The organism is Magnetospirillum gryphiswaldense MSR-1 v2, from assembly GCF_000513295.1.
GTDB classification, from domain to species: Bacteria; Pseudomonadota; Alphaproteobacteria; order Rhodospirillales; family Magnetospirillaceae; genus Magnetospirillum; species Magnetospirillum gryphiswaldense.
The window spans coordinates 3,178,006-3,200,313 of the sequence record NC_023065.1; the positions used below are offsets into that span (position 1 = coordinate 3,178,006).

Below are 22,308 nucleotides of genomic sequence, written 5' to 3' on the forward strand. Positions count from 1 at the left end.
AACCACGCCCATATTAGCGGGAAAACCGCCGCTGCCGCCAGACCGTCACAGGAGTCCGCATGTCCCGCGCATATGATCTTTTGGAAGCCCGTTTCAAGAAGGCGGCGATTTTGGGCGACGCCTTGTCGGTGTTGCATTGGGACATGTCGGCGATGATGCCCGAAGGCGGGGCCGAGGCCCGGGCGGAACAACTGGCGCTGTTGAAGACCCTGTCGCATGAAACCCTGACCGCCCCCGACATGGCCGATCTGCTGGCGGCGGCCAAGGCCGAGGCGCTGGACGAGTGGGAACGGGCCAATCTGCACGAAATGCACCGCGATTGGGTGCATGCCGCCGCCCTGCCCGCCGACCTGGTCGATGCCATGGCCAAGGCCGAATCGACCTGCGAGATGATCTGGCGCCAGGCCCGGCCCAATGCCGATTTCGCCGCCGTATTGCCGTCCTTGCGGGAAATCCTGAACCTGACCATCCAGGCTGGCCAAGCCAAGGCCGAGGCTCTGGGGGTGGGCATCTACGACGCTCTGCTCGATCAGTACGAGCCCGATGGCCGCTCTGCCGACATCGACGCGGTGTTCGCCGACCTGGAGGCCTTTTTGCCCGATTTCATCGGCCAGGCCCTGGAGGCCCAGGCGGCCCGCCCGGAACCGCAACTGCCCGCCGGCCCGTTCCCGGTGGAAAACCAGAAACAACTGGGTCAGCGCATCATGGCGGTGCTGGGCTTCGACTTCCATCATGGTCGCCAGGATGTCAGCGCCCATCCGTTCTGCGGCGGCTACCCCGAGGATGTGCGCATCACCACCCGCTACAACACCGACGACTTCACCACGGCGCTGATGGGGGTGATCCACGAGACCGGCCATGCGCTTTACGATTTCGGCCTGCCCACGGGTAAATGGCGCTATCAGCCGGTGGGCCGGGCGCGCGGTATGCAGATGCATGAAAGCCAAAGCCTGCTGATGGAGATGCAGGCCTGCCGGTCGCGCGGCTTCGCTGGCTTCGCCGCCCCCCTGATGCAACAGGCCTTCGACGGCACCGGGTCAGCATGGCAGCCGGAAAACCTCTATCGCCTGGGCACCCGGGTCAAACGCGGCTTCATCCGCGTCGATGCCGACGAATGCACCTATCCCGCCCATGTCATCATCCGCTATGGCCTGGAAAAGGCGCTGATCGAGGGTCGCATGGATTTGGCCGACCTGCCCGGCGCCTGGAACGACGGCTATCGCCGCCTGCTGGGCATCACGCCTCCCGATGACCGCTTGGGCTGCTTGCAGGACATACACTGGTATGGCGGCTCGTGGGGTTATTTCCCCACCTACACCTTGGGCGCCATGAGTGCCGCCCAATTGTTCGCCGCTGGCTTGGCCGCCGACCCGGCCATCGAGACCGGCATCGCCCAGGGCGATTTCGTCCCGCTGTTGGCGTGGTTGCGCACCCATGTCCATGGCAAGGGATCAAGCCTGTCCACCCGCGACCTGCTGGTCGCCGCCACCGGCGAACCGCTGGATGCCGGGGTGTTCAAGGCGCATTTGCAGAAACGCTACTTGGACTAAGCCGGAAGTGCCGCTAATGTTGCCCGTTTTTCCGTACCGGAGCCTGTAATCCGTGAAATATGTCAGCACCCGGGGCAATGCGCCCGTTCTGTCCTTCGACGATGTCCTGCTGGCCGGTCTGGCCCGCGATGGCGGCTTGTACGTTCCGCAAAGCTGGCCACAATTTTCCGCAAGCCAGATCCGGGCCATGCGCGGGCTGTCCTATCACGAGATCGCCATCGAGGTGATGGCGCCCTTCGTCGAGGGCTGCCTGAGCCGGGCCGAGCTGACCGAATTGGTGGTCGATACCTATGCCGGTTTCACCCATCCGGCGGTGGCGCCGCTCAAGCAATTGGGCCGCAATCAGTGGGTGCTGGAACTGTTCCACGGCCCGACCATCGCTTTTAAGGATTATGCCCTGCAACTGGTCGGCCGTCTGTTCGACCACGTGCTGAAGAAGCGCGGCCAGCACGTCACCATCGTCGGTGCCACCTCGGGCGATACCGGTTCGGCCGCCATCGAGGCCTGCCGCGACCGCGATAGCATCGATATCGTCATCCTGCACCCCCATGGCCGCACCTCGGACGTGCAGCGCCGGCAGATGACCTCGGTGTTGTCGGACAATGTGCGCAATCTGGCGGTCAACGGCACCTTCGACGACTGCCAAGACATGGTCAAGGCGCTGTTCAACGATCATGGCTTCCGCGACACCTATAACCTGTCGGCGGTCAATTCCATCAACTGGGCCCGGGTGATGGCCCAGATCGTCTATTACTTCGCTTCCGCCGTGGCCTTGGGCTCGCCCGACGTGCCGATGACGTTTTCGGTACCCACCGGCAATTTCGGCAATGTCTTCGCTGGCTTCTGCGCCCGTCAAATGGGGCTGCCGGTGGAAAAGTTCATCGTCGGCTCCAACAGCAACGACATCCTGACCCGCTTTTTCGAAACCGGGGTGATGAATGCCGATGGCGTCGTCCCCACCCTGTCGCCCAGCATGGATATCCAGGTGTCGTCCAATTTCGAGCGTCTGGTGTTCCATTACCTGGGCAATGACGGCGTCGCCGTCGGCAAGCTGATGGATGAATTCCGCGCCACCGGACGCATGGACATGCCCCAGGGCGCCTATGGTGCCATGCGCGAGCTGTTCGAAGGCTATCGTTACAATGACGATGAAACCCTGGCGGTGATGAAAGTGATGCGGGCACAGACCGGCGAGATGTTGGACCCCCATTCGGCCATCGGCGTTGCCGCCGGCATCAGGGGCCATTCCTATAAGAGGTCGACCCTGATCGCCCTGGCCACCGCCCATCCGGCCAAGTTCCCCGATGCGGTGGAAAAGGCCACCGGCATCCGCCCGCCCCTGCCTGACCACATGGCCGATCTGTTCGAACGGCCCGAACGCTTCGACGTCATCGCCAATGATCTGGCTGCCGTGCGCGATTATGTCGCCACCTTCGCCGGGCGGGTGCGGACATGAGCGGATTGCGTCAGACCACCCTGCCCAGCGGCCTGCGCGTGCTCAGCGATCCCATGGACACGGTGGAAAGCGTGTCGCTGGGTCTGTGGGTCGATGCCGGCACTCGGCACGAACCGGCGGACATCAACGGTATTTCCCATCTGCTGGAACACATGGCCTTCAAGGGCACCGAACGCCGTTCGGCCCGCGCCATCGCCGAGGAAATGGACGCCGTCGGCGGCCATTTGAACGCCTATACCGCGCGTGACCACACCGCCTATTACGCCAAGGTGCTGAAGGAGGATTCGGCCCTGGCCCTGGATATCCTGGCCGATATCTTGCAAAACTCCACCGTCGATGCCGAGGAACTGGCGCGCGAGCAGGCGGTGGTGGTCCAGGAAATCAACCAATCTTTCGACACCCCCGACGATATCATCTTCGACCACTTCCAGACCACCGCCTTCCCCGACCAGCCCCTGGGCCGTCCGGTGCTGGGCACCGAGGAACTGGTCCGCGCCATGAGCCGCGACACCGTGCTGGGCTATATGGCCACCCATTATTCCGCCCCGCGCATGGTGTTGTCGGCGGCGGGCCGCATCGACCACGACCAATTGGTAGAGCTTGCCGGCAAAGCCTTTGCTGGCCTGCCCACCGCCGCCGACGTGGTGCCGGCCCCGGCCCTGTACCAGGGCGGCGAATATCGTGAGGAACGCGATATCGAGCAGGTCAATCTGGTGCTGGGCTATGGCGGCGTCAGCTATGACGATCCCGATTATTACACCGCCTCGGTGTTGTCGACCCTGCTGGGCGGCGGCATGAGCTCGCGCCTGTTCCAGGAGATCCGCGAAAAGCGCGGTCTGGTCTATTCCATCTATTCCTTCGCCTCGTCCTATGCCGATGGCGGCCTGTTCGGCATCTATGCCGGTACCGGCGAGGACGAAGTGGAGGAACTGGTCCCGGTGCTGTGCGACGAGGTGGTCAAGATCACCCAAGGCGTCGATGCCGATGAATTGCAGCGCGCCCGCGCCCAGTTGAAGGCGTCGATCCTGATGAGCCTGGAAAGCACCAGCTCGCGTTGCGAACAACTGGCCCGTCAGGTGCTGGTCTATGGCCGTCCCATCCCCACCCAGGAAGTGGTCGACAAGGTCGAGGCCATCGACGGCGCCCAGATCGCCCGCGTCGCGCGGCGGCTGTTCGCCACCCCGCCGACCATCGCCGCCATCGGTCCGCTGTCCAAGCTGGAAAGCCATCACTCCATGGTCGACCGGTTGAAACTGTAACCGCTTGGTCATCGGCCCGGGCTTGTCCGGCTCGTCCGGCTTGGGCCAAGATGCGCCCTTGGATTGAGAGGCGGGGGTGTCATGCGGGTTTCGGTGTGGGTGGCGGTGGTTTGTCCGGGCACCAATCGGGTGTTGCTGGCCAAGCGTGGCCCGACCACCCGCAATGCCGGACGCTGGAATTTCTTCGGCGGCGGCATCGACGATGGTGAGCATCCGGAAGACACCGCCTTGCGTGAACTGGCGGAAGAAGCCGGCATCAGCGCCGCCCGCGATGACCTGATCTATCTGGGGCATTGCCAGACCGGGACCAAGCGTAATCTGCTGTTCGTGGTGACGACGCAATCCGAGTTCGCGCCAGCCATCAATCACGAAAGCCAGGATTGGTGTTGGATGGCGCTCTCCGATCTGCTGGCCCTGCGGCGCCTGCACGGCCCCACCCAAAAGCTGTCGCCGTTGCTGCGCCAATGGCTGGAAACCCTGCCCAAAACACAGCCCGCCGCCAGTCAAAGCCGATGGGAGTGGCTGCTGTCCCAGGTGTCTCGCTGTTGGGGGTGAGGCCGCTATCTATGGCGCGCTGATCGCGCTATAATAAGTCTGTATTTACAAGTGAGGGTGGTCATGGCCGGCATCGCCCCGATTTCCAGCGATAGCTATGCGCTTCTCAGCAGCGGCACGGTCAGCAGGGTCGCGTCGGTGGGCGGCGTTGCGTCCGCCACCACCTCGACGGTCACATCGGGCACGGCTGCCACCGGCACCGTCCAATCGGCCCAGCAAAGCAACGCCACCATCAACAAGGCGTCCGAAAACGCCGGCAAGGCCTATGAAGCGCTGACCGCCTTGCGCAAGGAGCTGGCGGTTGCGACCCAGGCAGGATCCGCCCTCGCTCAGGAGGAAATCACCCGCCTCAACCAGCGCGTCACCCAAGTGCGCGAGCAAGTCAACGCTTTGTCCACCGGGGCGCAGGTGGGGGGAGCCAACCTGCTGGGCGGCACCGCCTCGTCGGTGACGGTGACCTCGGCGGTCGGCGATACGGTCAGGGTGAGCAGTCAAAAGCTGAACAGCAAGGCGCTGGGGTTGGACGATCTGAAAATCACCGACGCGTCGTCGTTGCGCCAAGCGGCGGGGCAAGTGGCCCTGGCCTCGGTTCAGGCGCAAAGAGTGGATTATAATCTGCAAGTGGCCAAAAGCGTCATCACCCCGGTACGGACCAATCCGGGGCTTGACGCCTTTAGCCAGATCAGCGCCACGCAAAGCAGCGCCCCCAAGGCCGGCACCGCCCTGGATTCGGTGGCCAAGGCCATCAGCAGCCAGACCGCCGCCAACGAAGCCAGTGCCGCCACCCGCTATGGCCAGACCGCTCTGGGCTTCACCCGGTCGAGCGCTCGGACCAACACCATCCTGGATTTGTTCGGTTAGAGCGGTACGCCTGAAACCGGAATCAGACCTGGGGGATTTTCTCGGGCCATGAAGCGTGATTCACTTGTCCAGAGGTGAATCATGGGCGAAGCATAAACGCTCGCCGCTCTAAGGCTTGCTCCAGCCTTCCGCGCTCCAACGTCCACTCACCTTGTGGCCGCATCATTGCGGGCCGCAGTCGATCGCCCCCAAAACGACGACGGAGCCACCTCGGAGGCACGTGAATGCCGCTTCGGTGCGCCCGCCAACATCTTAATTTCAGGGGACACCCCTTATTTCTTAATCCTGCTTGCGCGGCTTGGGCTTCCAGGGCTTTTTGCCCGGCGGCGGACCACCTTGCGGACGCTGTGGGCGTGGGGCGGTGCGGGCCGCCCGTTCCGGCTCGGCGCCGTGGCTTTCACCCAAGGGCTCGATGCGCACATCGCGGCGTTCCATCTGGGCGATGGCGGCGGTGAAGCGCGCGGCGGTTCCGGCTTCGATCTCGAAGCGGGTTTCGCGCTCGAAGATACGGATGGAACCGATTTCCTGCTTGGTGATCTTACCGTGACGGCAAATCATCGGGATCAGCCAACGCGGATCGGCATCCTTTTGCCGTCCCACATTGAGGCGGAACCACACGCTTTCGCCCGGGGCCATGGCTCCGGGACGATCACCACGCGGCTCGCGCGGTTCACGCGGCGCCCGCGGTTCACGCGGGCCGGTGGACGGGGCCGGGCCGGAACCGGGATCGAACAATTCCTCGGCCGCCGGCAATTGCGAGCGGTACAGACGGACCAGAGCCGCCGCCACCTCTTCCGCCGGACGCTGGGCCAGCAAGGTGCGGGCCATTTCAAGGTCCTCCTCGGTGGTTTCGCCGGTCAGCAACGGGCTTTGGATCAGCCGTTCGCGGTCGAGCTGACGAATGTCCTCCGCCGACGGCGCACCGCTCCAGGCGGCTTGCACCCCCACCGATTGCAGCAGCAATTCCGCCTTGCGCCGCCGCGACAACTGCACCAGCAAGACGCTGACGCCCTTGCGCCCGGCGCGACCGGTACGACCGCTGCGGTGCTGTAAGGTCGGGCCGTTTTGCGGCAGCTCGGCATGGATAACCAGATTGATGTTAGGCAGATCGATGCCACGCGCCGCCACGTCGGTGGCGACGCAGACCCGGGCGCGACCGTCGCGCAGGGCTTGCAGCGACTGATTGCGTTCGTTCTGGCCCAGCTCACCCGACAGGGCGACGGCGGCGAAGCCGCGTTCCTGCAAGATGGCTTGCAGATGGCGCACCGATTCACGGGTGTTGCAGAACACCAGGGCGCCGGGAGATTCGAAATAGCGCAGCAGGTTGACCACCGCGTGCTCGATTTCATTGGGGGCGACGCGGACGGCACGATATTCGATGTCGGCATGGCCGTGTTCGCCGGCGGAAACGGCGATGCGGAACGAATCGCGCTGATAGCGCTTGGCCAGGGCGATGATCAGCTTGGGCAGGGTGGCCGAGAACAGCAGCGTGCGCCGGTTCTGCGGCGTCGCTTCCAAGATGAATTCCAGATCCTCGCGGAAGCCCAGATCCAGCATCTCATCGGCTTCATCCAACACCACCGCGCGCAGCTGACCGGTGCGCAGGGCGCCGCGCTCCAGGTGATCGCGCAGACGGCCCGGGGTGCCGACAACGATATGGGCGCCTCGGCCCAGCATGCGCTGTTCGGCCCGCGGGTCCATGCCGCCGACACAGGCCACCACTTGGCCGCCGGCCTGCTGATAAAGCCAGGTCAGCTCACGCTGCACCTGAAGAGCCAGTTCGCGGGTGGGGGCAACGATCAGGGCCAGCGGCTCGCTGGCCGGACCAAAGGCCAAGGCATCGCCCAACAGGGTGTCGGCAATGGCCAACCCGAACGCCACCGTCTTGCCCGATCCGGTCTGCGCCGACACCAACAGATCGCGTCCGCGCGCCGCCGGATCGAGAACCGCATTCTGCACCGAGGTCAGATCGGTATAGTTGCGTTGGCTGAGGGCTTGGGTCAGCGGATGCCCTGCGGGGAAAAAGTCCATGTGGAGTAGTTTGCTTTCATCGAATAAGCCGGCACCGCCCGATGCGGGGCCGGATCAGGGCGGAGCCGAAAGCGACCGCCCAAAACACACACGCCGCACGTGGGGAACCCACGGCAGCGCAGCTGAATTTTATTGCTGTTTGCCCCTGACCCAAGGTCAGGAGAATGGCGGAGAGGGTGGGATTCGAACCCACGGTGAGCTTGCACCCACACCGGTTTTCGAGACCGGCCCATTCGACCGCTCTGGCACCTCTCCGCGAGAAAAGTGACGCCCCGGTCGGTGGCGAGGCGCGGAGACTAGCGTAAACACGCAACCTCCGCAACCCCTCTCGAACCGGAAAATGCGCCGCTTATTTGGGCGAGACCACCATCACCATCTGACGGCCTTCCATCTTGGGGACCTGTTCGATCTTGCCCAAGTTTTCCAGGTCGTCACGCACGCGCTCCAGCACCTTCATGCCCAGATCCTGGTGCGCCAATTCGCGACCACGGAAACGCAAGGTCACCTTCACCTTGTCGCCTTCCTCCAGGAACTTGCGCATGGCGCGCATCTTCACGCCGTAATCGTTGTCATCGATATTGGGACGGAGCTTGATCTCCTTCACCTCGATGACCTTCTGCTTCTTCTTCGCCTCGGCCTTCTTCTTCTGGGCTTCGTACTTGAATTTGCCGTAGTCCAGAATCTTGCAGACCGGCGGGTCGGCGTTGGGCGAGACCTCGACCAGATCGAGCCCGGCCTCTTCGGCCATGACCAGTCCGTCGCGCAAGGACACGACCCCGATCATCTCCCCTTCGGCGCCGACAAGACGAATGCTGCGGACGTCGATCTCTCGGTTGACGCGCGGCCCATCGTTTTTGGGCGGCGTCTGCATTGGCGGCCTAGCTATGAAAACTTCTCCATCGGTTCGAACACACATATGGGCACCGTCGCGTCACCCCCGCGATACTTGGCCCGGATTCTGGTGAAAACCCGCCCCCTTGCTGACCCGAAGGTCAGGCCGGAGGGGCGGCTTCATTTACGAGTGTAGCAAGTGCTTGGTCAAGCGCAAGAAATTCTTGACCCTGACTGCCCAAACGACGCACCGCCACCGTGCCCTCTTCGGCTTCGCGGCGGCCAACAACCAGCAAAACCGGCACCTTGGCGTTGGAATGCTCGGCCACTTTTTTATTGATCTTTTCGTTCCGAAGATCGGTCTCGACCCGCAAACCGGCCCCACGCAGCTTGGCCGCCACACTTTGGGCGTAGTCGTCAGCATCGGAAACGATGGTCGCCACCACCACCTGGATGGGCGACAGCCACAGCGGGAACCGCCCGGCGAAGTTTTCGATCAGGATGCCGATGAAGCGCTCGAAGCTGCCCAGCACGGCGCGGTGCAGCATGACCGGGCGGCGGCGCGAACCGTCTTCAGCGGTGTAGCTGGCGTCCAACCGTTCCGGCAGGACGAAGTCCACCTGAAGCGTACCGCACTGCCAGTCGCGGCCGATGGCGTCGCGCAGCACGAATTCCAGCTTGGGGCCATAGAAGGCGCCCTCGCCCGGATTGAGGGTGGTTTCCAGGCCGGCGGCCTGAGCCGCTGCCAACAACGCACTTTCCGCCTTGTCCCAGGTCTCGTCGCTGCCGGCCCGCTTTTCCGGACGGTCCGAGAACTTGACGCGCACGTCGGTGAAGCCGAAATCCTGGTAGACCAGCTTCAGCAACTGGCAAAAAGCGATGGTTTCCGAGGTGATCTGATCCTCGGTACAGAAGATATGGGCGTCGTCCTGGGTGAAGGCGCGCACCCGCATGATGCCGTGCAGGGCGCCGGACGGCTCGTAGCGATGGCACGAACCGAACTCGGCCATGCGCAGCGGCAGGTCGCGGTACGACTTGATGCCCTGGCGGAAAATCTGCACGTGGCAAGGGCAGTTCATCGGCTTGACCGCCAGATGACGCTCATCCTGGGTCTTGATGGTGAACATGCTTTCCGAGAACTTGTCGGCGTGGCCCGACGCTTCCCACAGCGAGAAATCCACCAATTGCGGGGTCTTGACCTCCTGGTAGTTCTCGGCCTCCAGGCGGTTGCGCATATAGCTTTCCACCGTGCGGTAAAGCGCCCAACCCTTCTGGTGCCAGAACACCGCGCCCACCGCTTCCTCTTGCAGGTGGAACAGGTTCATTTCCCGGCCCAGGCGGCGATGATCGCGCTTTTCCGCCTCTTCCAGCATGTGCAGATAGGAATCCAGATCCTTCTTGTCGAACCAGGCGGTGCCGTAGATACGCTGCAACATTTCATTGCGCGAATCGCCGCGCCAATAGGCGCCGGCCAGCTTCATCAGCTTGAAGGCCTTGCCCAGCTTGGCCGTCGACGGCAAGTGCGGGCCACGGCACAGGTCGATGAAATTGCCCTGGCGATAAAGACCGATGGGCTGATCGGCGGGAATCGAGGCGATGATCTCCGCCTTGTACTTTTCCCCCAGACCTTCAAAGAAGGCGACCGCGTCGTCACGGTTCCATTCCTCGCGCGTGATGGCCTCGTCGCGGTCGACGATCTCGCGCATGCGGGCCTCGATCTTTTCCAGATCCTCGGGGCCGAACGGGGTCGGGCGGGCGAAGTCGTAATAGAACCCGTTCTCAATGCTGGGACCGATGGTCACCTGGGTTTCCGGATACAGTTCCTTGACCGCCTCGGCCATGACGTGGGCGGCGTCGTGGCGCAGCAATTCCAGCGCGTCGGCGCCGTCCTTGGCGGTGACGATGGCAAGCTTGCAATCAGTGGTGAGGGTGGTGGTCAAATCCTTCATCACGCCGTCGATACGGATGGCAAGGGCGGCCTTGGCCAGGCCGGCGCCGATGGACTTGGCCACGTCCAGACCCGTCACCGGGCCGGGAAATTCGCGGACGCTGCCGTCGGGAAGCGTGATGGCAACCATGGACATTCACTCTTTCGTGCAAGTGCGAAGGAAAGAGCGGACTCTGTTGGAGTTTGTCCATCAAGTCAAGAAAAGCGGGGCCAAGTCAAGAAAAGCGCGGAAATTAGACGACGAAGGCGCCCGGCGTCATCGGCGCGGCCTGGGCCAGGGGTTTGTACAGGCGCAAGATGGCGGCGGTGGCCATTTCCACCTCGACCTTTTCCGCCGTCAGGATGGTACAAAGCTGCTGGCCGATGGCCGACAGCGCCGCCTCGTCGTCATCGCCGGCGAAAGCGATGGGGAAGGCACGGAACACGGTCAAGGCCGCATCCAGATCGCGCTCGAAACTGGCGCGCGGCAGGGTGTTCCACACCGAGAACAGGGCCTTCAGCGCGGTGGCGGCGCGGATTTCGTCCAGCCGCTTGCGCATCACCTCGCGCAACTGGAAGGCCAGTTCGCGCGGACGCCGGGCCAGTTCCGCCGACAGGAAGGGCCGCTGGATCGACCGCACACTCTGGTCACGCGCGGTGCCGATGGCGGTTTCGTAAAGTTCGGCAAAGCCGAAGGGGCCGCCGACGGCACCATGGAACAACAACAGGGCGATGGCGTCGGACAGCGTATTGGCGAAGGTTTCGTCGATGGCGCGCAAGCGTTCCATCAGATAGATGCGGGTGGTTTCCTTGTGCTCGGCCAACCCCATCAATTCCTTGACCGTTTGCGCCAACCGGCGGCCATCGACCTGGAACAGGGCGGCGAGAAACTCGAAATCGCACGCTTGCGGCAAATCCAGCCCGGCTTCCGACGCCCGGTCGCGCAATTGCGAATAAAGGTTCAGCGCCGCGATTTCGTCGGCATCCAGTTCCTTGGCCGAGCGCACCTTGACCTTGACCCGCTTCAACTCGGTGCGCGTGCCCATGCGAAAGCCGACACCCAGCACCCGGAACACCCGGGGCCGGTCCACCGGCACTTCCACTTCCTGGTACTTGGGCAGACCGTCTTCCGCCGGTCGGGCCAATTTCGAGCGTGCCCCGTTCAGCCGCGCCGCCAGCTTGCCCAGGCGTTCGTTGATCACCGCCCAGATATCGCCCTGGCGTTCCGCCAGCCCCATGTCGGGGCGGGTGGTGGCCTGCTGGCTCATGCCTTTATAGACCCGGCGCTCCAACACGTCGCGGCACAGCGGCATGATGGCTTCGGCGATGAACTCGCCGGCGACCCGCTGGAAAATGGGCAAGAACAGAAAGAATTCCTGCTCGTGCACATAGGCGATGGACGGAAACTGGAGTGTGGGCAGGCGGAACAGGCTGAGGCGACGGGCCAGGGTTTCCAGCACGTATTCGGTCACCTTGTCCTCGGCATTGCCGAAAGCATAGGGCGGCTTGGGCCGCGGCGGGGCCGGCGGCGTGGCGCCGATCAGGTCGAGATCGGGCAGATCAGGGTCGGCCACCACCGGCGGCGCCAGCCCGCGATCGGCGGCACGGCGATGGGGATTGTCGTCGCCGCCTTGCTGCTTCTGCCAGGCCAGGGCGATTTCCGGGCGCTTGGCGATGACGATCAGGATCACCTCGCGCGCCAGCGCCACCTGTCCGGGCCAATCCCGTCCCATCAACCCGCTGATGAAGGCATCTTGGATCGCCCCCCTGAACTCGGCATCGCCCTGGCGGCGCAACAACGTGCGCAGCACCTGCCCCATATAGGCGATCAACTGATCCGGGCCGCCCAGCCGGTCCAGCTTGGCGGTCAGATCCTGGTACAGCAGGTGCTGGTCAAGCGGCAGGTCCATGGCCTATTTCCCCAAGGGCACGGTGACGGGCACCACCGAAATGGCGTTCTTGGGCGAGCCTTCGATGATGCGGTCGGAATAGACCAGATAGATCAGGACGTTGCGCCTGGTATCGTGGAAACGCACCACCTGAAGCGTCTTGAACAATAACGAGGTGTCCTTCTGGAACACCGTCTCGCCGTCCTTGAACTTGCCGGTGAAGGCGATGGGGCCGACCTGACGGCAGGCGATGGACGCATCCGACGTGTCCTCGGCCACCCCCAGGCCGCCGGAAACGCCACCCTTCTTGGCGCGGGACAGATAGCAGGTGACGCCGGCCACCTTGGGATCGTCGAAAGCCTCGACCACGATCTTGTCGTTGGGCCCCAGCATCTTGAACACGGTGGAGACGCTGCCGATTTCCTCGGCCAGGGCGGGCGTGGCGGCGAGGCTGGCAAACAACCCCAAGGCTAAAATTTTAAGCAAATATTTCATCGACTTGTCCGCCTATCAGCTGGCTGCCCCGACTATACGGGCATGTGAGGGGCATTGAAAAGAGGCGCCAGCGATGCCCCAATCGCCGCATCCCTTCAAGAGCGGCGGGAAATCTGCTAGAACCCGGACCATCAGTCATGGTTGCAACAAAGAAAGCATCGTCATGTCCGTTCTGGTTCCGGTGTCGTGGGGCGAAGTGATCGACAAGATCACCATTTTGGAAATCAAGGCCGAGCGTCTGAGCGATGCTGGCAAGCTGGCCAATGTCACCCGCGAATTGGACGAATTGGTCAGCGTGCGCGAGCGCGAATTCCCCAGCCACGCGGATCTCGCCAAGTTGGCCGCCGAGTTGAAGGCGATCAATGAGAAGCTGTGGGTGGTGGAAGACGATCTGCGCGACCTGGAGCGGGCCAAGGATTTCGGCCCCCGCTTCGTCGAACTGGCCCGCGCCGTCTATTACACCAATGACGAACGCGCGGCAGTCAAACGCAAGGTCAACGATTTGCTGGGCTCGACCCTGGTCGAGGAAAAATCCTACGCCCCCTATGCGTGAAGGCTGAACCCGTTGCGCCCCTACCGCCTGCTTGATCGGCTGTTACGCCTTGGCCGGACGTTCAACAAACGTCCCGGCCCGCCCGCCGGCGTGCTGCTGATCAGTGCCGGCGGCCTGGGCGACACGGTGTTGCTGGCCTGCGTGCTGCCGCGCTTTTTGACTCTGGCCCAGCCGGGCGAATCGGTGACCGTGCTGTTGCGCCACGACGCAGCCCGCATGGCCTTTTTGTTTCCGCCGCAAGTGCGGGTGCTGAAGGTGGATTTCAACCGTTTGCGTCAGTGGGATTATCGCCGTCAGATATTGGGCGAGCTGTACCGCGCCCATTACCGGTTGGTGGTGCACACCGATTATCTGCGCCATCCCGATCTGGACGAGGCTTTGGTGGAGGCTGCCGCCGCCCCGGAAAGCGCGGCCATGGAGCCCAGGCCGTCGGAGAAATTCGCGCGCAAACTGGCTGCCAATCGCCAGCTTTACACCAAACTCTACGAATCGGGACCGCCGCATACCGACAAGGTGCTGCGCTGGGCCGGTTTCGCCCAATTCCTCACCGGTCAGGCACTGCCGCCGCCCTTGGTGGCGCTGCCGGAAACGCGCCTGCCGCCAGCCATCATCCCCAATCATCCGACGGTAATCCTGCAACCGTTTTCGGCGGTCAAGCTGAAGCAAAGCCCGCCCGATCTGTGGGAGTTGATCATCGGTGCCCTGCCGCCCCACTGGCATGTCAAACTGGCCGGCCATCCCAGCGACCTGGACAAGAACCCGGAGTTCAAGCGCCTGCTGGAACTGCCCAACGTGGAATTCGAGGGCGCGCCCTTCGCCCAATTGGCCGGCATCATCCGCGGCGCCGCCTTGGTGGTCAGCGTCGACACCGCCTGCATGCATCTGGCCGCCGTGATGGGCACCCCCACCTTGTGTCTGGCCTCGGCCGCCTATGTGGGGGAAATCGTCCCCTATGCCGACCAGATCATGCCCGCCAACCTGCATGTGCTTTACGAACCGATGGAGTGCAAGGGCTGCCTGGGCGCCTGCTGGTTCCCGCCCGAGGACGGCATGTATCCGTGCGTCGCCGCCCTTGATCCCGACGCCGTGCTGGGCGCGGTGCGCGACATGGTGGCGCGCCGGGCATGAGCATCCGCCTGACCTCGATCCTGTTCCCGTCCGGTATGCGCCGGCGCTGGTGGCTGTTTCGCCCCATCGACGCCCTCGTCGCCCTGTGGCCGGCGCCGCGCGCGAAGCGAGGTGTGCTGGTGGTACGCATGGACGGCATCGGCGACATGGTCATGTTCCGCCGCGCGCTCGAGCATTATCCCAGCGCTTTCGGCATCGACAAGGCCGACATCACCGTCTTGGGCTGCAATTCGTGGAAAGGTCTGGCCGATCAGGTTTTCCCCGGATTCAAGGTCGTCGCCATCGACGAACACGCCTATGAAAAGAAATGGCTGTACCGGCTGAAGATTTCCCTGTGGGTGCGCCGCCAGGGCTTCAAGACCACCATCTGCGACATGTTCATGCGCAAGGTGATGACCGCCGACACCCTGGTCTGGCACAGTCGGGCGCCGGAACGCATCGTTTGTCTGCCCTTCATCACCGACCGCACCCGGGCGGAATATTCCTGGTATCTCGACCGCGCCACCCAGGTCATCGATACCGGCCCCTATCCCACTCATGAAGGCCTGCGCCACTTCACCTTCCTGTCAAAGCTGACCGGACGTGAATACCCGCCGGAAGTGCCGGCCATCCCCTGGCGCGACCAGGCACCGCCCCTGGCCGACGGCCCGCCCTATGTGGTGATGAATTTCGGCTCGAACGAGCCGGGCCGGCGCTGGCCGTTCGAGCATTTCCTGGCGGTGGCGCGGCATTGCCTGGACGCGGGATTGCGCGTGGTGTTCGTCGGCGCGGCGCAGGAAGCCTTCGCCAAGCCGGCCATCGCGGCGCTGGACCACCCCAACGCCATCGACACCATCACCGTGCTTAAACTGGGCCAGTTGGTGGATGTGCTGAAACACGCGGCTTGCGTCGTCACCAACGACACCGGACCGGGCCATCTGGCCCTGGGGGTGGGCACCCCCACCGTGCTGCTGGCCGGCGGCGGCCATTTCGGCAGTTTCGTCCCCTATCCCGAGGAAATCCGTCCGACTGGTGCGGTATTCCTGAACCACCAGATGGAGTGCTATCACTGCCTGTGGGTGTGCCCGAAACGGGCGTCACGCGCCGATGCCTTTCCCTGCGTCGCCGACATCAGCCCCGACAGGGTGTGGCAGGCGGTGCAATCAGTGCTTGGCCGGTAGCTGGCCCAAACGGCGGTTGGCGCTGCTGTGCAGGTCGTTGTCCATGACATAGGCGTGCACTTTGGCGCCGCCATCGCCGATGATGGCGGCGTCGTTGCGGTCGCTGGTCCAATGCACGGTTTGACCGCGGCGGAAACTGGGCAGGCCGAACATGCGGTCCCAGGACCGTGCCACATCGTCGAAAGCGCCGCTGGGCAGGACCAGCTTGATCTGCACCAGCCGTTGCGTCCCGGTCTGATCGGGCAGGAACACCGCCCACATCTCGCCCGGCCAGCCGGCGACGGAGAGCGGCGCCGGATGCCAATGGGCCGATTGATCCTGGGCATAGAAGCCGCAGCGCACGGCGCCGACCCAGGCCACGCCCTTGGGCGGCGTGAGGTCGAGATCGGCGGGAAGACCAGGATCGTTGGAACAGAGAACCCGTCCGCCGCCTTCTTGGGGGCTGTCGCGGAAATGCGCCTGCTCCATGCCCGGACGGGCGAAACCAAGGTCGAAAGCCCCGTCCTCGGCCTGGGCGGGCAAGGCGATGAACAACAGCACCAGGGCGCGGATCAACACTCTCATACAAGAAGGATGTCACAAATGTTGCATCGCGTCATCACCTTCGCGCCTGCACCATAAGCATGTCCTACTTCCGTTTGGTCACCTGCTCCAGCCGCTGGTTCATGGCCTCTTGCAGCTTGGTATCGATCAGCATGGCCAGGACGGTGTCGCCTTCCTCGTGCATGACCAGGGCTTCGTTGCGGGCGGTCTGCCAATGGACCATGCGCTCGCTTTCGCTGGTGGGGGCGCCGAAGCGGGCGACGAAATGGCGGACCATGCCGGCATAGCCTTCCCGCGGCGCGGTCATGAACAATTGCACCAAGCGCCGTGTGCCTTGCAAATCGGGGGCGAAGGTGGCCGACATTTCCACCGGATGGCCGGCGATCTTGCGCCGGGCCACGTTCCAGCCGCCCTTTTCATCCACCGCCATCAGGGAACAGCGGGTCGCCCCCAAATCCAGCATCTGCTTGGGCATGAACAACAGCCGTCCCAGATCCTTGGGCAAATCGGGGTCGTCGCTGCAATAGATGGCCATACCCGGCGGCCAGGCGCCGAAGCGGAACTGGCCCTGCATCATGCCGGGACGGGCGAAGCCCAGATCAAATTCGCGTTCCGCTGCCCAGGCCGGCAGGGCCGGCAGCACCAGGGCCAAAACCAGGGCGATCATCTTTTGCATGAGCAAACCTCGGGTTTTACGGGCGCCTGCTTATCGGCGCCCGAGGGCAAATCAGCGTCATTGTCCACCATCCACGCCGCCATGTCGTCCAGCACCACCTTGGCCTGAAGGTCGCGCACCAGCATGTGCCAGCCGTTGGCATAAAAGGCAGCGCGGCGGCTGGGAATGGCGCCCGCCGCCTGCCAGGTGGGGGCGGAGGGAATGATTTCATCATGGGCGCCGTACAGGAACAGGGTCGGCACGCGGATGGCCGCCGGCGCCGCTTCGGCTTGGTCCATCAGGTCGACCACGCCCTTGACCGCGTCGATGCGGGTGCGCTTGATCACCAGCGGATCGGCCCCCAGTTTGCGCAGCATCTCCACATTATCCGAGGGCCGGATGTTGAGCCCGTGGCCCGATGGCGACCACCCGGGCGCCACATTATAGGCCAGCCACAGCGACAGGCGCTGCCACCACGGCATGGCCGAGCGGCCCCAGACGGCGGGCGCGGCCAGGATGATGCCGTCCATGCCGGCGGGCGGCTCGGTAGCGGCCAGCATGGCGACGGCGCCGCCCATGCTTTCGCCGAACACATAGAATGGCAGGCCGGGATGACGGGACGCCAACAGATCGGTGGCGGCGCGGGCATCGGCAACCATGGTGTCGGTGCTGGACCAGAAACGCGGATGCGGGCCTTGACCGAAACCGCGCTGGTCATAGGCATAGGACAGGATGCCGTGGCGGGCCAGATGCGCCGCCGGTTCGGCGAAGAATTGGGAATAATCGTTCATGCCGTGCAGCGCCAGAACCACCGCCCGGATTTCGCCCGCCGGCCGCCACGTCTTCAGCGGCAAGCGGACGCCGTCGGCCATGACCAGATGATCGGCCAAGACCTGCGGCGGCTGGGTGTCCGGGCCGGCGGGATGGGTCATGGGTGCCGCGCAGGCCGGCAGCAAAAGCACAAGCAGCAGGGCGAGGATACGGCGCACATTCCTAGCCCTTGGACGAGGTCAGCCGCAGGAAGATGTCTTCCAGATCGGCTTCTTCGGTGGACAGGTCGCGGATGGCGAGGCCCGCCGCCGCCACCGCCGCCAGGATCATCCCGGCGGGTACGGCGGAAGGGGCATAGCGCAAGGCCAGCCGGCCATCGGCACGGATTTCCGGCGACCACGCCTCGAGGCCGGGCGGCACCTGCGTCAACCCGCCTTCCACCGTGATCACCAGGCTTTTGGAATCCAGCCGGGCCAGCAAAGCCTGCTTGGTGTCGCAGGCCACCAGCTTGCCATGGTTGATGATGGCGATGCGGTCGCACAATTCTTCCGCCTCTTCCAGGTAATGGGTGGTCAGCACCACCGTCACCCCCTGGGCGTTGAGCTTGCGCACATAGGCCCACAGCGATTGCCGCAATTCGATGTCGACGCCGGCGGTGGGTTCGTCCAGCACCAGCACCGGCGGCGTGTGGACCAGGGCCTTGGCCACCAGCAGGCGACGGCGCATGCCGCCCGACAGGGTGCGGGCGTAGGCGGTGGCCTTATCGGCCAGCCCCACTGCTTCCAGGATTTCGTCGGTGCGGCGCTGGGCTTTGGGCACGCCGTACATGCCGGCCTGCACTTCCAGCAATTCTCGGGGCGTGAAGAACGGGTCCAGGTTCAGTTCCTGCGGCACGATGCCGATGGCCGCCTTGGCGGCGCGGCCATCGGCATCGATGTCGCGGCCCCAGATGGACGCCTGACCGGACGTCTTGGTCACCAGACCGGCCAGAATGTTGATGAAGGTGCTTTTTCCCGCCCCATTCGGCCCCAACAGGGCGAAGAACGAACCGCGCGGAATGTCCAGAGAAACCCCGTCCAAGGCCACCTTGCGCCCGCGCTTGCCGGCATAGACCTTGGTCAGGTCGCGGGTGGTGATGGCGTTATCGGGCAGTGTGGTGTCGATGAGTGTTTGATCCATGGCCCGCAATGGGTATCATCCGCCCGTTTCAACGGTCAATGGATCATGCCGTCATGTCGTCTGCCGCAGCTGCCAAAACCGCCGAATTCGAGACCATCGTGGTGGAAACCAACCATGTCGCCTGTGACGGCGGCAATGCTGGCCTGGGTCACCCGCGGGTTTACCTGAACATGGGTCACGACCGCCAGGTGGTCTGCCCCTATTGCTCGCGCACCTATGTGCTGGCCGAAGGGGCCAAGGTCGGCGGCGGGCATTGACCGCCGTGGCTGGCGACCCGCAACACGTCTTTTTGGTGGATGGCTCGGGCTTCATCTTCCGCGCCTTCCACGGTCTGCCGGCCATGTCGCGGCCCGACGGCACCCCGGTGAATGCCGTTTACGGCTTCACCACCATGCTGCTGAAGCTGCTCTCCGACACCGACGCCGATCACGTGGCGGTGATCTTCGATGCCGGGCGGCTGTCGTTCAGGAACGACATCTACCCTGAATACAAGGCCCACCGCCCGCCGGCACCCGAGGATCTGGTGCCGCAATTCCCGCTGATCCGCGACGTGGTCGCCGCCTTCAACGTGCCTTCGGTCGAGATGGAGGGCTTCGAGGCCGACGACCTGATCGCCACCTATGCCACCCAGGCGGTGGCCCGAGGGGCGCGGGTCACCATCGTGTCGTCGGACAAGGATCTGATGCAGTTGGTGGGCGAGCGGGTCGAGATGCTCGACACCCTGAAAAACCGCACCATCCGCGCCCCCGAGGTGCTGGAGAAATTCGGTGTCGCCCCCGACAAGGTGGTCGATGTCCAGGCCCTGTGCGGCGACCCGACCGACAACGTGCCGGGCGTGCCCGGCATCGGCGTCAAGACCGCCGCCCAGTTGATCGGCGAATACGGCGATCTGGACAGCTTGCTGGCGCGTGCCAGCGAGATCAAGCAGCCCAAGCGGCGCGAAACCCTGCTGAATAATGCCGAACTCGCCCGCATCAGCCGCGAATTGGTGCGCCTGAAGTGCGACGTGCCGGTGACGGAATCCCTGGACAGTTTCGCCAAGCGTCCGTTCGATCGTCAGGTGCTGGCCGATTTCCTGGCGGCGCAGGGCTTCAAAAGTATCGTTGCCCGCCTGGGCGGATCGTCGGTCACCCCCACCGCCGCGCCCGCTGTCACCGCCCCGGTTGCGGTCGCCGCCCCGGTGGTCGCCCAATATGAACTGGTGACCAGCGTCGAAGTGCTGGAGGCCTGGGTGGCAGAGGCCACCCGCATGGGCACCGTCGCCTTCGACACCGAAACCACCGGCCTTGACCCGCTTCGGGCCGAACTGGTCGGGGTGTCGCTGGCGACCGCCCCCGGTCGCGCCTGCTATATCCCCATCAAGCACGATGCCGGCCCGGCGCAAGGCTCGCTGCTGCTTGACCCCAGCCCCGCCGCCGCCGGCCCGGACATCCTGGGCCGTGAGGTGACGCTGGCCAAACTGGCGCCGTTGCTGGCCGATGCTTCGGTGCTGAAGATCGGCCACAACATCAAGTACGACATGCAGGTGATGGCCCAGGCCGGGCTGACCGTTACCGCCTTCGACGACACCATGCTGCTGTCCTATGTGCTGGACGGCGCCAGCCATGGCCACGGCATGGACGAATTGGCCAAGCTGCATCTCGACCACGACACCATCAAATTCGCCGATGTTTGCGGCACCGGCAAGAACCAGATCACTTTCGACCGGGTGCCGCTGGACAAGGCCCTGGCCTATGCCGCCGAGGATGCCGACATCACCCTGCGCCTGCACGGGGTGCTGAAGGCGCGGCTGCTGGCGGAACGCATGGTCACGGTATACGAGACCCTGGAACGCCCGCTGGTACCGGTGATCGTCGCCATGGAAGCCGCCGGCATCAAGGTGGATCGGACCGCGCTGATGGCGCTGTCGGCGGAATTCGGCGGACGCATGGCCGAGCTCGAGGTGCAGATCCAGACTTTGGCCGGGCGTGAATTCAACGTCGGCTCGCCCCAACAATTGGGCAAGGTTCTGTTCGAGGACATGTCGCTGCCCGGCGGCAAGAAGACCAAGACCGGCCAATGGGGCACCGGTGCCGATGCCCTGGAAGAGCTGGCCGCCCAGGGCCACGATTTGCCCGCCCGCGTGCTCGATTGGCGGCAATTGTCCAAACTGAAGGGCACCTATACCGACGCCCTGGTCGCCCAGATCAATGGGCGGACCGGTCGTGTCCACACCAGTTTCGCCCTGGCGCTGACCACCACCGGGCGGCTGTCGTCGTCGGACCCCAATTTGCAAAACATCCCCATCCGCAGCGAGGAAGGCCGCAAGATCCGCCACGCCTTCATCGCCGAGCCCGGCCATGTGCTGTTGTCGGCGGATTATTCGCAGATCGAGTTGCGGCTGGTCGCCCATGTGGCCGGCATCAAGGGGCTGATCCAGGCCTTCCACGACGGCGCCGACATCCACGCCATCACCGCCGCGCAAGTGTTCGGCGTACCGGTCGAGGGCATGGACCCGATGCTGCGGCGTCGGGCCAAGGCCATCAATTTCGGCATCATCTACGGCATCTCCGCCTTCGGTCTGGCCCAGCAGCTTGGCATCAGCAACGGCGAGGCCAAGTCCTATATCGACGCCTATTTCGGTCGGTACCCGGAAATCCGCGATTTCATGGAACGCACCAAGGAAGAGGCGCGCGCCAACGGTTTTGTCCTCACGCCCTTCGGGCGCAAGGTGTTCACCCCCGGCATCAAGGATAAAAACGGGGCCATGCGCGCTTTCGCCGAACGCGCCGCCATCAATGGCCCGATCCAGGGCGGTGCCGCCGATATCATCAAGCGTGCCATGATCCGCCTGCCCGCCGCCCTGGCCGCCGAGGGACTGAAAGCGCGCCTGTTGTTGCAGGTGCATGACGAATTGGTGCTTGAGGTGCCGGTGGCTGAACAGGATGCCACCCGCGCGGTAGTCTGTCGGGTAATGGAAAGTGCCGCCCAATTGGATGTGCCTTTGGTCGCCGAAGCCGGATTTGGCACCAGTTGGGGCGATGCGCACTGAAAGCCATTAATGACAAGTTCAGGTGCTGTTTACGGCGCATTCATAACAAGTCACAAATGGTCGTAAATAAATAATTCCAGTTAAGTATTGGCCAGGATTAGTACAGGTATTAATCCTATTGAACGACTTCCCTTAACCCATGCTATCGATATAAGGTCGTAAGCGAAACGAGGCCGAATCATCGGCTTTGATAACTTATGCCATGCACGGGAGATCGGATCATGGATGCCGCCATTCTTGAGATGGTCTTGACCGCTTTCGAGGAAACGCGCGACGACGCCCTGGCGCACGGCAACGATTCCGGCACCGCCCTCAAGGAGGCCTTCACCGCCGCCGCCATGTGCCTGTCGGCCATGACCGGGGTGGAGGACGCCGCCGCCCGCGCCCAGATCGAGGCCCTCAACCCGCTGCAACGCTTGGCCGCCTGAGCCCTG

Annotated in this window: 20 protein-coding genes and 1 tRNA gene; 11 read left to right on the forward strand and 10 right to left on the reverse strand. The window is 64.0% G+C overall.

The genetic code is table 11. The annotated features are described in order from the left end of the window. The first annotated feature begins 59 nt into the window (after nucleotides 1-59). From MGMSRV2_RS15245 to MGMSRV2_RS15265, 5 genes are all read left to right on the forward strand, one after another. Nucleotides 60-1,550: a carboxypeptidase M32 gene (locus MGMSRV2_RS15245; protein WP_024081251.1), complete on the forward strand. Its 1,491-nt coding sequence runs from the start codon at nucleotides 60-62 to the stop codon at nucleotides 1,548-1,550. A 52-nt stretch (nucleotides 1,551-1,602) separates the two neighbouring features. Then, on the forward strand, nucleotides 1,603-3,006 hold the full coding sequence (gene thrC, locus MGMSRV2_RS15250; protein ID WP_024081252.1) for a threonine synthase: 1,404 nt from the start codon (nucleotides 1,603-1,605) through the stop codon (nucleotides 3,004-3,006). Continuing rightward, on the forward strand, nucleotides 3,003-4,265 hold the full coding sequence (locus tag MGMSRV2_RS15255) for a M16 family metallopeptidase (protein ID WP_024081253.1): 1,263 nt from the start codon (nucleotides 3,003-3,005) through the stop codon (nucleotides 4,263-4,265). The genes thrC and MGMSRV2_RS15255 overlap by 4 nt, the downstream gene beginning before the upstream one ends. Before the next feature lie 81 nt (nucleotides 4,266-4,346). Next, the gene (locus MGMSRV2_RS15260) at nucleotides 4,347-4,820 is read left to right on the forward strand and encodes an NUDIX hydrolase (protein ID WP_024081254.1); all 474 of its coding nucleotides are present in this window, start codon (nucleotides 4,347-4,349) and stop codon (nucleotides 4,818-4,820) included. A gap of 63 nt (nucleotides 4,821-4,883) precedes the next feature. Beyond that, complete coding sequence (locus MGMSRV2_RS15265; protein WP_024081255.1) at nucleotides 4,884-5,681, forward strand: hypothetical protein; 798 nt, start codon at nucleotides 4,884-4,886, stop codon at nucleotides 5,679-5,681. A gap of 279 nt (nucleotides 5,682-5,960) precedes the next feature. Here MGMSRV2_RS15265 and MGMSRV2_RS15270 read toward each other — a convergent pair whose 3' ends face one another. The 6 genes from MGMSRV2_RS15270 to MGMSRV2_RS15295 form a co-directional block, all read right to left on the reverse strand. After that, nucleotides 5,961-7,712, reverse strand: a complete 1,752-nt coding sequence (locus tag MGMSRV2_RS15270) for a DEAD/DEAH box helicase (RefSeq protein ID WP_024081257.1) — start codon at nucleotides 7,710-7,712, stop codon at nucleotides 5,961-5,963. Between the two features lie 165 nt (nucleotides 7,713-7,877). After that, nucleotides 7,878-7,967 (reverse strand) — tRNA-Ser (locus tag MGMSRV2_RS15275). 94 nt (nucleotides 7,968-8,061) lie between these two features. After that, complete coding sequence (gene infC / locus MGMSRV2_RS15280; RefSeq protein WP_024081258.1) at nucleotides 8,062-8,583, reverse strand: translation initiation factor IF-3; 522 nt, start codon at nucleotides 8,581-8,583, stop codon at nucleotides 8,062-8,064. A 121-nt stretch (nucleotides 8,584-8,704) separates the two neighbouring features. Next, nucleotides 8,705-10,621, reverse strand: a complete 1,917-nt coding sequence (thrS, locus tag MGMSRV2_RS15285) for a threonine--tRNA ligase (RefSeq protein ID WP_024081259.1) — start codon at nucleotides 10,619-10,621, stop codon at nucleotides 8,705-8,707. A 103-nt stretch (nucleotides 10,622-10,724) separates the two neighbouring features. Further along, nucleotides 10,725-12,380 (reverse strand): hypothetical protein, encoded by a 1,656-nt coding sequence (locus MGMSRV2_RS15290; protein ID WP_024081260.1) that lies wholly within the window; start codon nucleotides 12,378-12,380, stop codon nucleotides 10,725-10,727. A 3-nt stretch (nucleotides 12,381-12,383) separates the two neighbouring features. Continuing rightward, a complete protein-coding gene (locus MGMSRV2_RS15295; RefSeq protein ID WP_024081261.1) occupies nucleotides 12,384-12,854 on the reverse strand; it encodes a CreA family protein in 471 nt (156 codons plus the stop codon). Nucleotides 12,855-13,017: 163 nt separating this feature from the next. Between MGMSRV2_RS15295 and MGMSRV2_RS15300 the strand changes: the two genes are divergently transcribed. Genes MGMSRV2_RS15300 through MGMSRV2_RS15310 form a run of 3 tightly spaced genes read left to right on the forward strand, consistent with a single transcriptional unit; the run spans nucleotide 13,018 to nucleotide 15,695 of the window. After that, on the forward strand, nucleotides 13,018-13,407 hold the full coding sequence (locus MGMSRV2_RS15300; protein ID WP_041633671.1) for a DUF6165 family protein: 390 nt from the start codon (nucleotides 13,018-13,020) through the stop codon (nucleotides 13,405-13,407). 12 nt (nucleotides 13,408-13,419) lie between these two features. Further along, nucleotides 13,420-14,535, forward strand: a complete 1,116-nt coding sequence (locus MGMSRV2_RS15305) for a glycosyltransferase family 9 protein (protein WP_024081263.1) — start codon at nucleotides 13,420-13,422, stop codon at nucleotides 14,533-14,535. Continuing rightward, complete coding sequence (locus MGMSRV2_RS15310; RefSeq protein WP_024081264.1) at nucleotides 14,532-15,695, forward strand: glycosyltransferase family 9 protein; 1,164 nt, start codon at nucleotides 14,532-14,534, stop codon at nucleotides 15,693-15,695. The genes MGMSRV2_RS15305 and MGMSRV2_RS15310 overlap by 4 nt, the downstream gene beginning before the upstream one ends. Here MGMSRV2_RS15310 and MGMSRV2_RS15315 read toward each other — a convergent pair. From MGMSRV2_RS15315 to MGMSRV2_RS15330, 4 genes are all read right to left on the reverse strand, one after another. Then, nucleotides 15,678-16,259 (reverse strand): hypothetical protein, encoded by a 582-nt coding sequence (locus tag MGMSRV2_RS15315; RefSeq protein ID WP_024081265.1) that lies wholly within the window; start codon nucleotides 16,257-16,259, stop codon nucleotides 15,678-15,680. The genes MGMSRV2_RS15310 and MGMSRV2_RS15315 overlap by 18 nt on opposite strands. Nucleotides 16,260-16,323: 64 nt before the next feature. Further along, nucleotides 16,324-16,914, reverse strand: coding sequence for a hypothetical protein (locus tag MGMSRV2_RS15320; protein ID WP_041633673.1), 591 nt, complete (start codon nucleotides 16,912-16,914; stop codon nucleotides 16,324-16,326). Next, nucleotides 16,902-17,882 (reverse strand): alpha/beta hydrolase, encoded by a 981-nt coding sequence (locus MGMSRV2_RS15325; RefSeq protein WP_024081267.1) that lies wholly within the window; start codon nucleotides 17,880-17,882, stop codon nucleotides 16,902-16,904. The genes MGMSRV2_RS15320 and MGMSRV2_RS15325 overlap by 13 nt, the downstream gene beginning before the upstream one ends. 4 nt (nucleotides 17,883-17,886) lie before the next feature. Then, nucleotides 17,887-18,843: an ABC transporter ATP-binding protein gene (locus tag MGMSRV2_RS15330; protein ID WP_041633674.1), complete on the reverse strand. Its 957-nt coding sequence runs from the start codon at nucleotides 18,841-18,843 to the stop codon at nucleotides 17,887-17,889. A gap of 53 nt (nucleotides 18,844-18,896) precedes the next feature. On the opposite strand from MGMSRV2_RS15330, the gene MGMSRV2_RS15335 reads away from it, so the two are divergent. The 3 genes from MGMSRV2_RS15335 (at nucleotide 18,897) to MGMSRV2_RS15345 (ending at nucleotide 22,302) form a co-directional block, all read left to right on the forward strand. After that, nucleotides 18,897-19,100, forward strand: coding sequence for a zinc-finger domain-containing protein (locus tag MGMSRV2_RS15335; protein WP_024081269.1), 204 nt, complete (start codon nucleotides 18,897-18,899; stop codon nucleotides 19,098-19,100). Between the two features lie 5 nt (nucleotides 19,101-19,105). After that, nucleotides 19,106-21,874 (forward strand): DNA polymerase I, encoded by a 2,769-nt coding sequence (gene polA / locus MGMSRV2_RS15340; protein WP_041634626.1) that lies wholly within the window; start codon nucleotides 19,106-19,108, stop codon nucleotides 21,872-21,874. A 221-nt stretch (nucleotides 21,875-22,095) separates the two neighbouring features. Next, nucleotides 22,096-22,302, forward strand: coding sequence for a hypothetical protein (locus MGMSRV2_RS15345; RefSeq protein ID WP_024081271.1), 207 nt, complete (start codon nucleotides 22,096-22,098; stop codon nucleotides 22,300-22,302). Nucleotides 22,303-22,308: the final 6 nt, after the last annotated feature.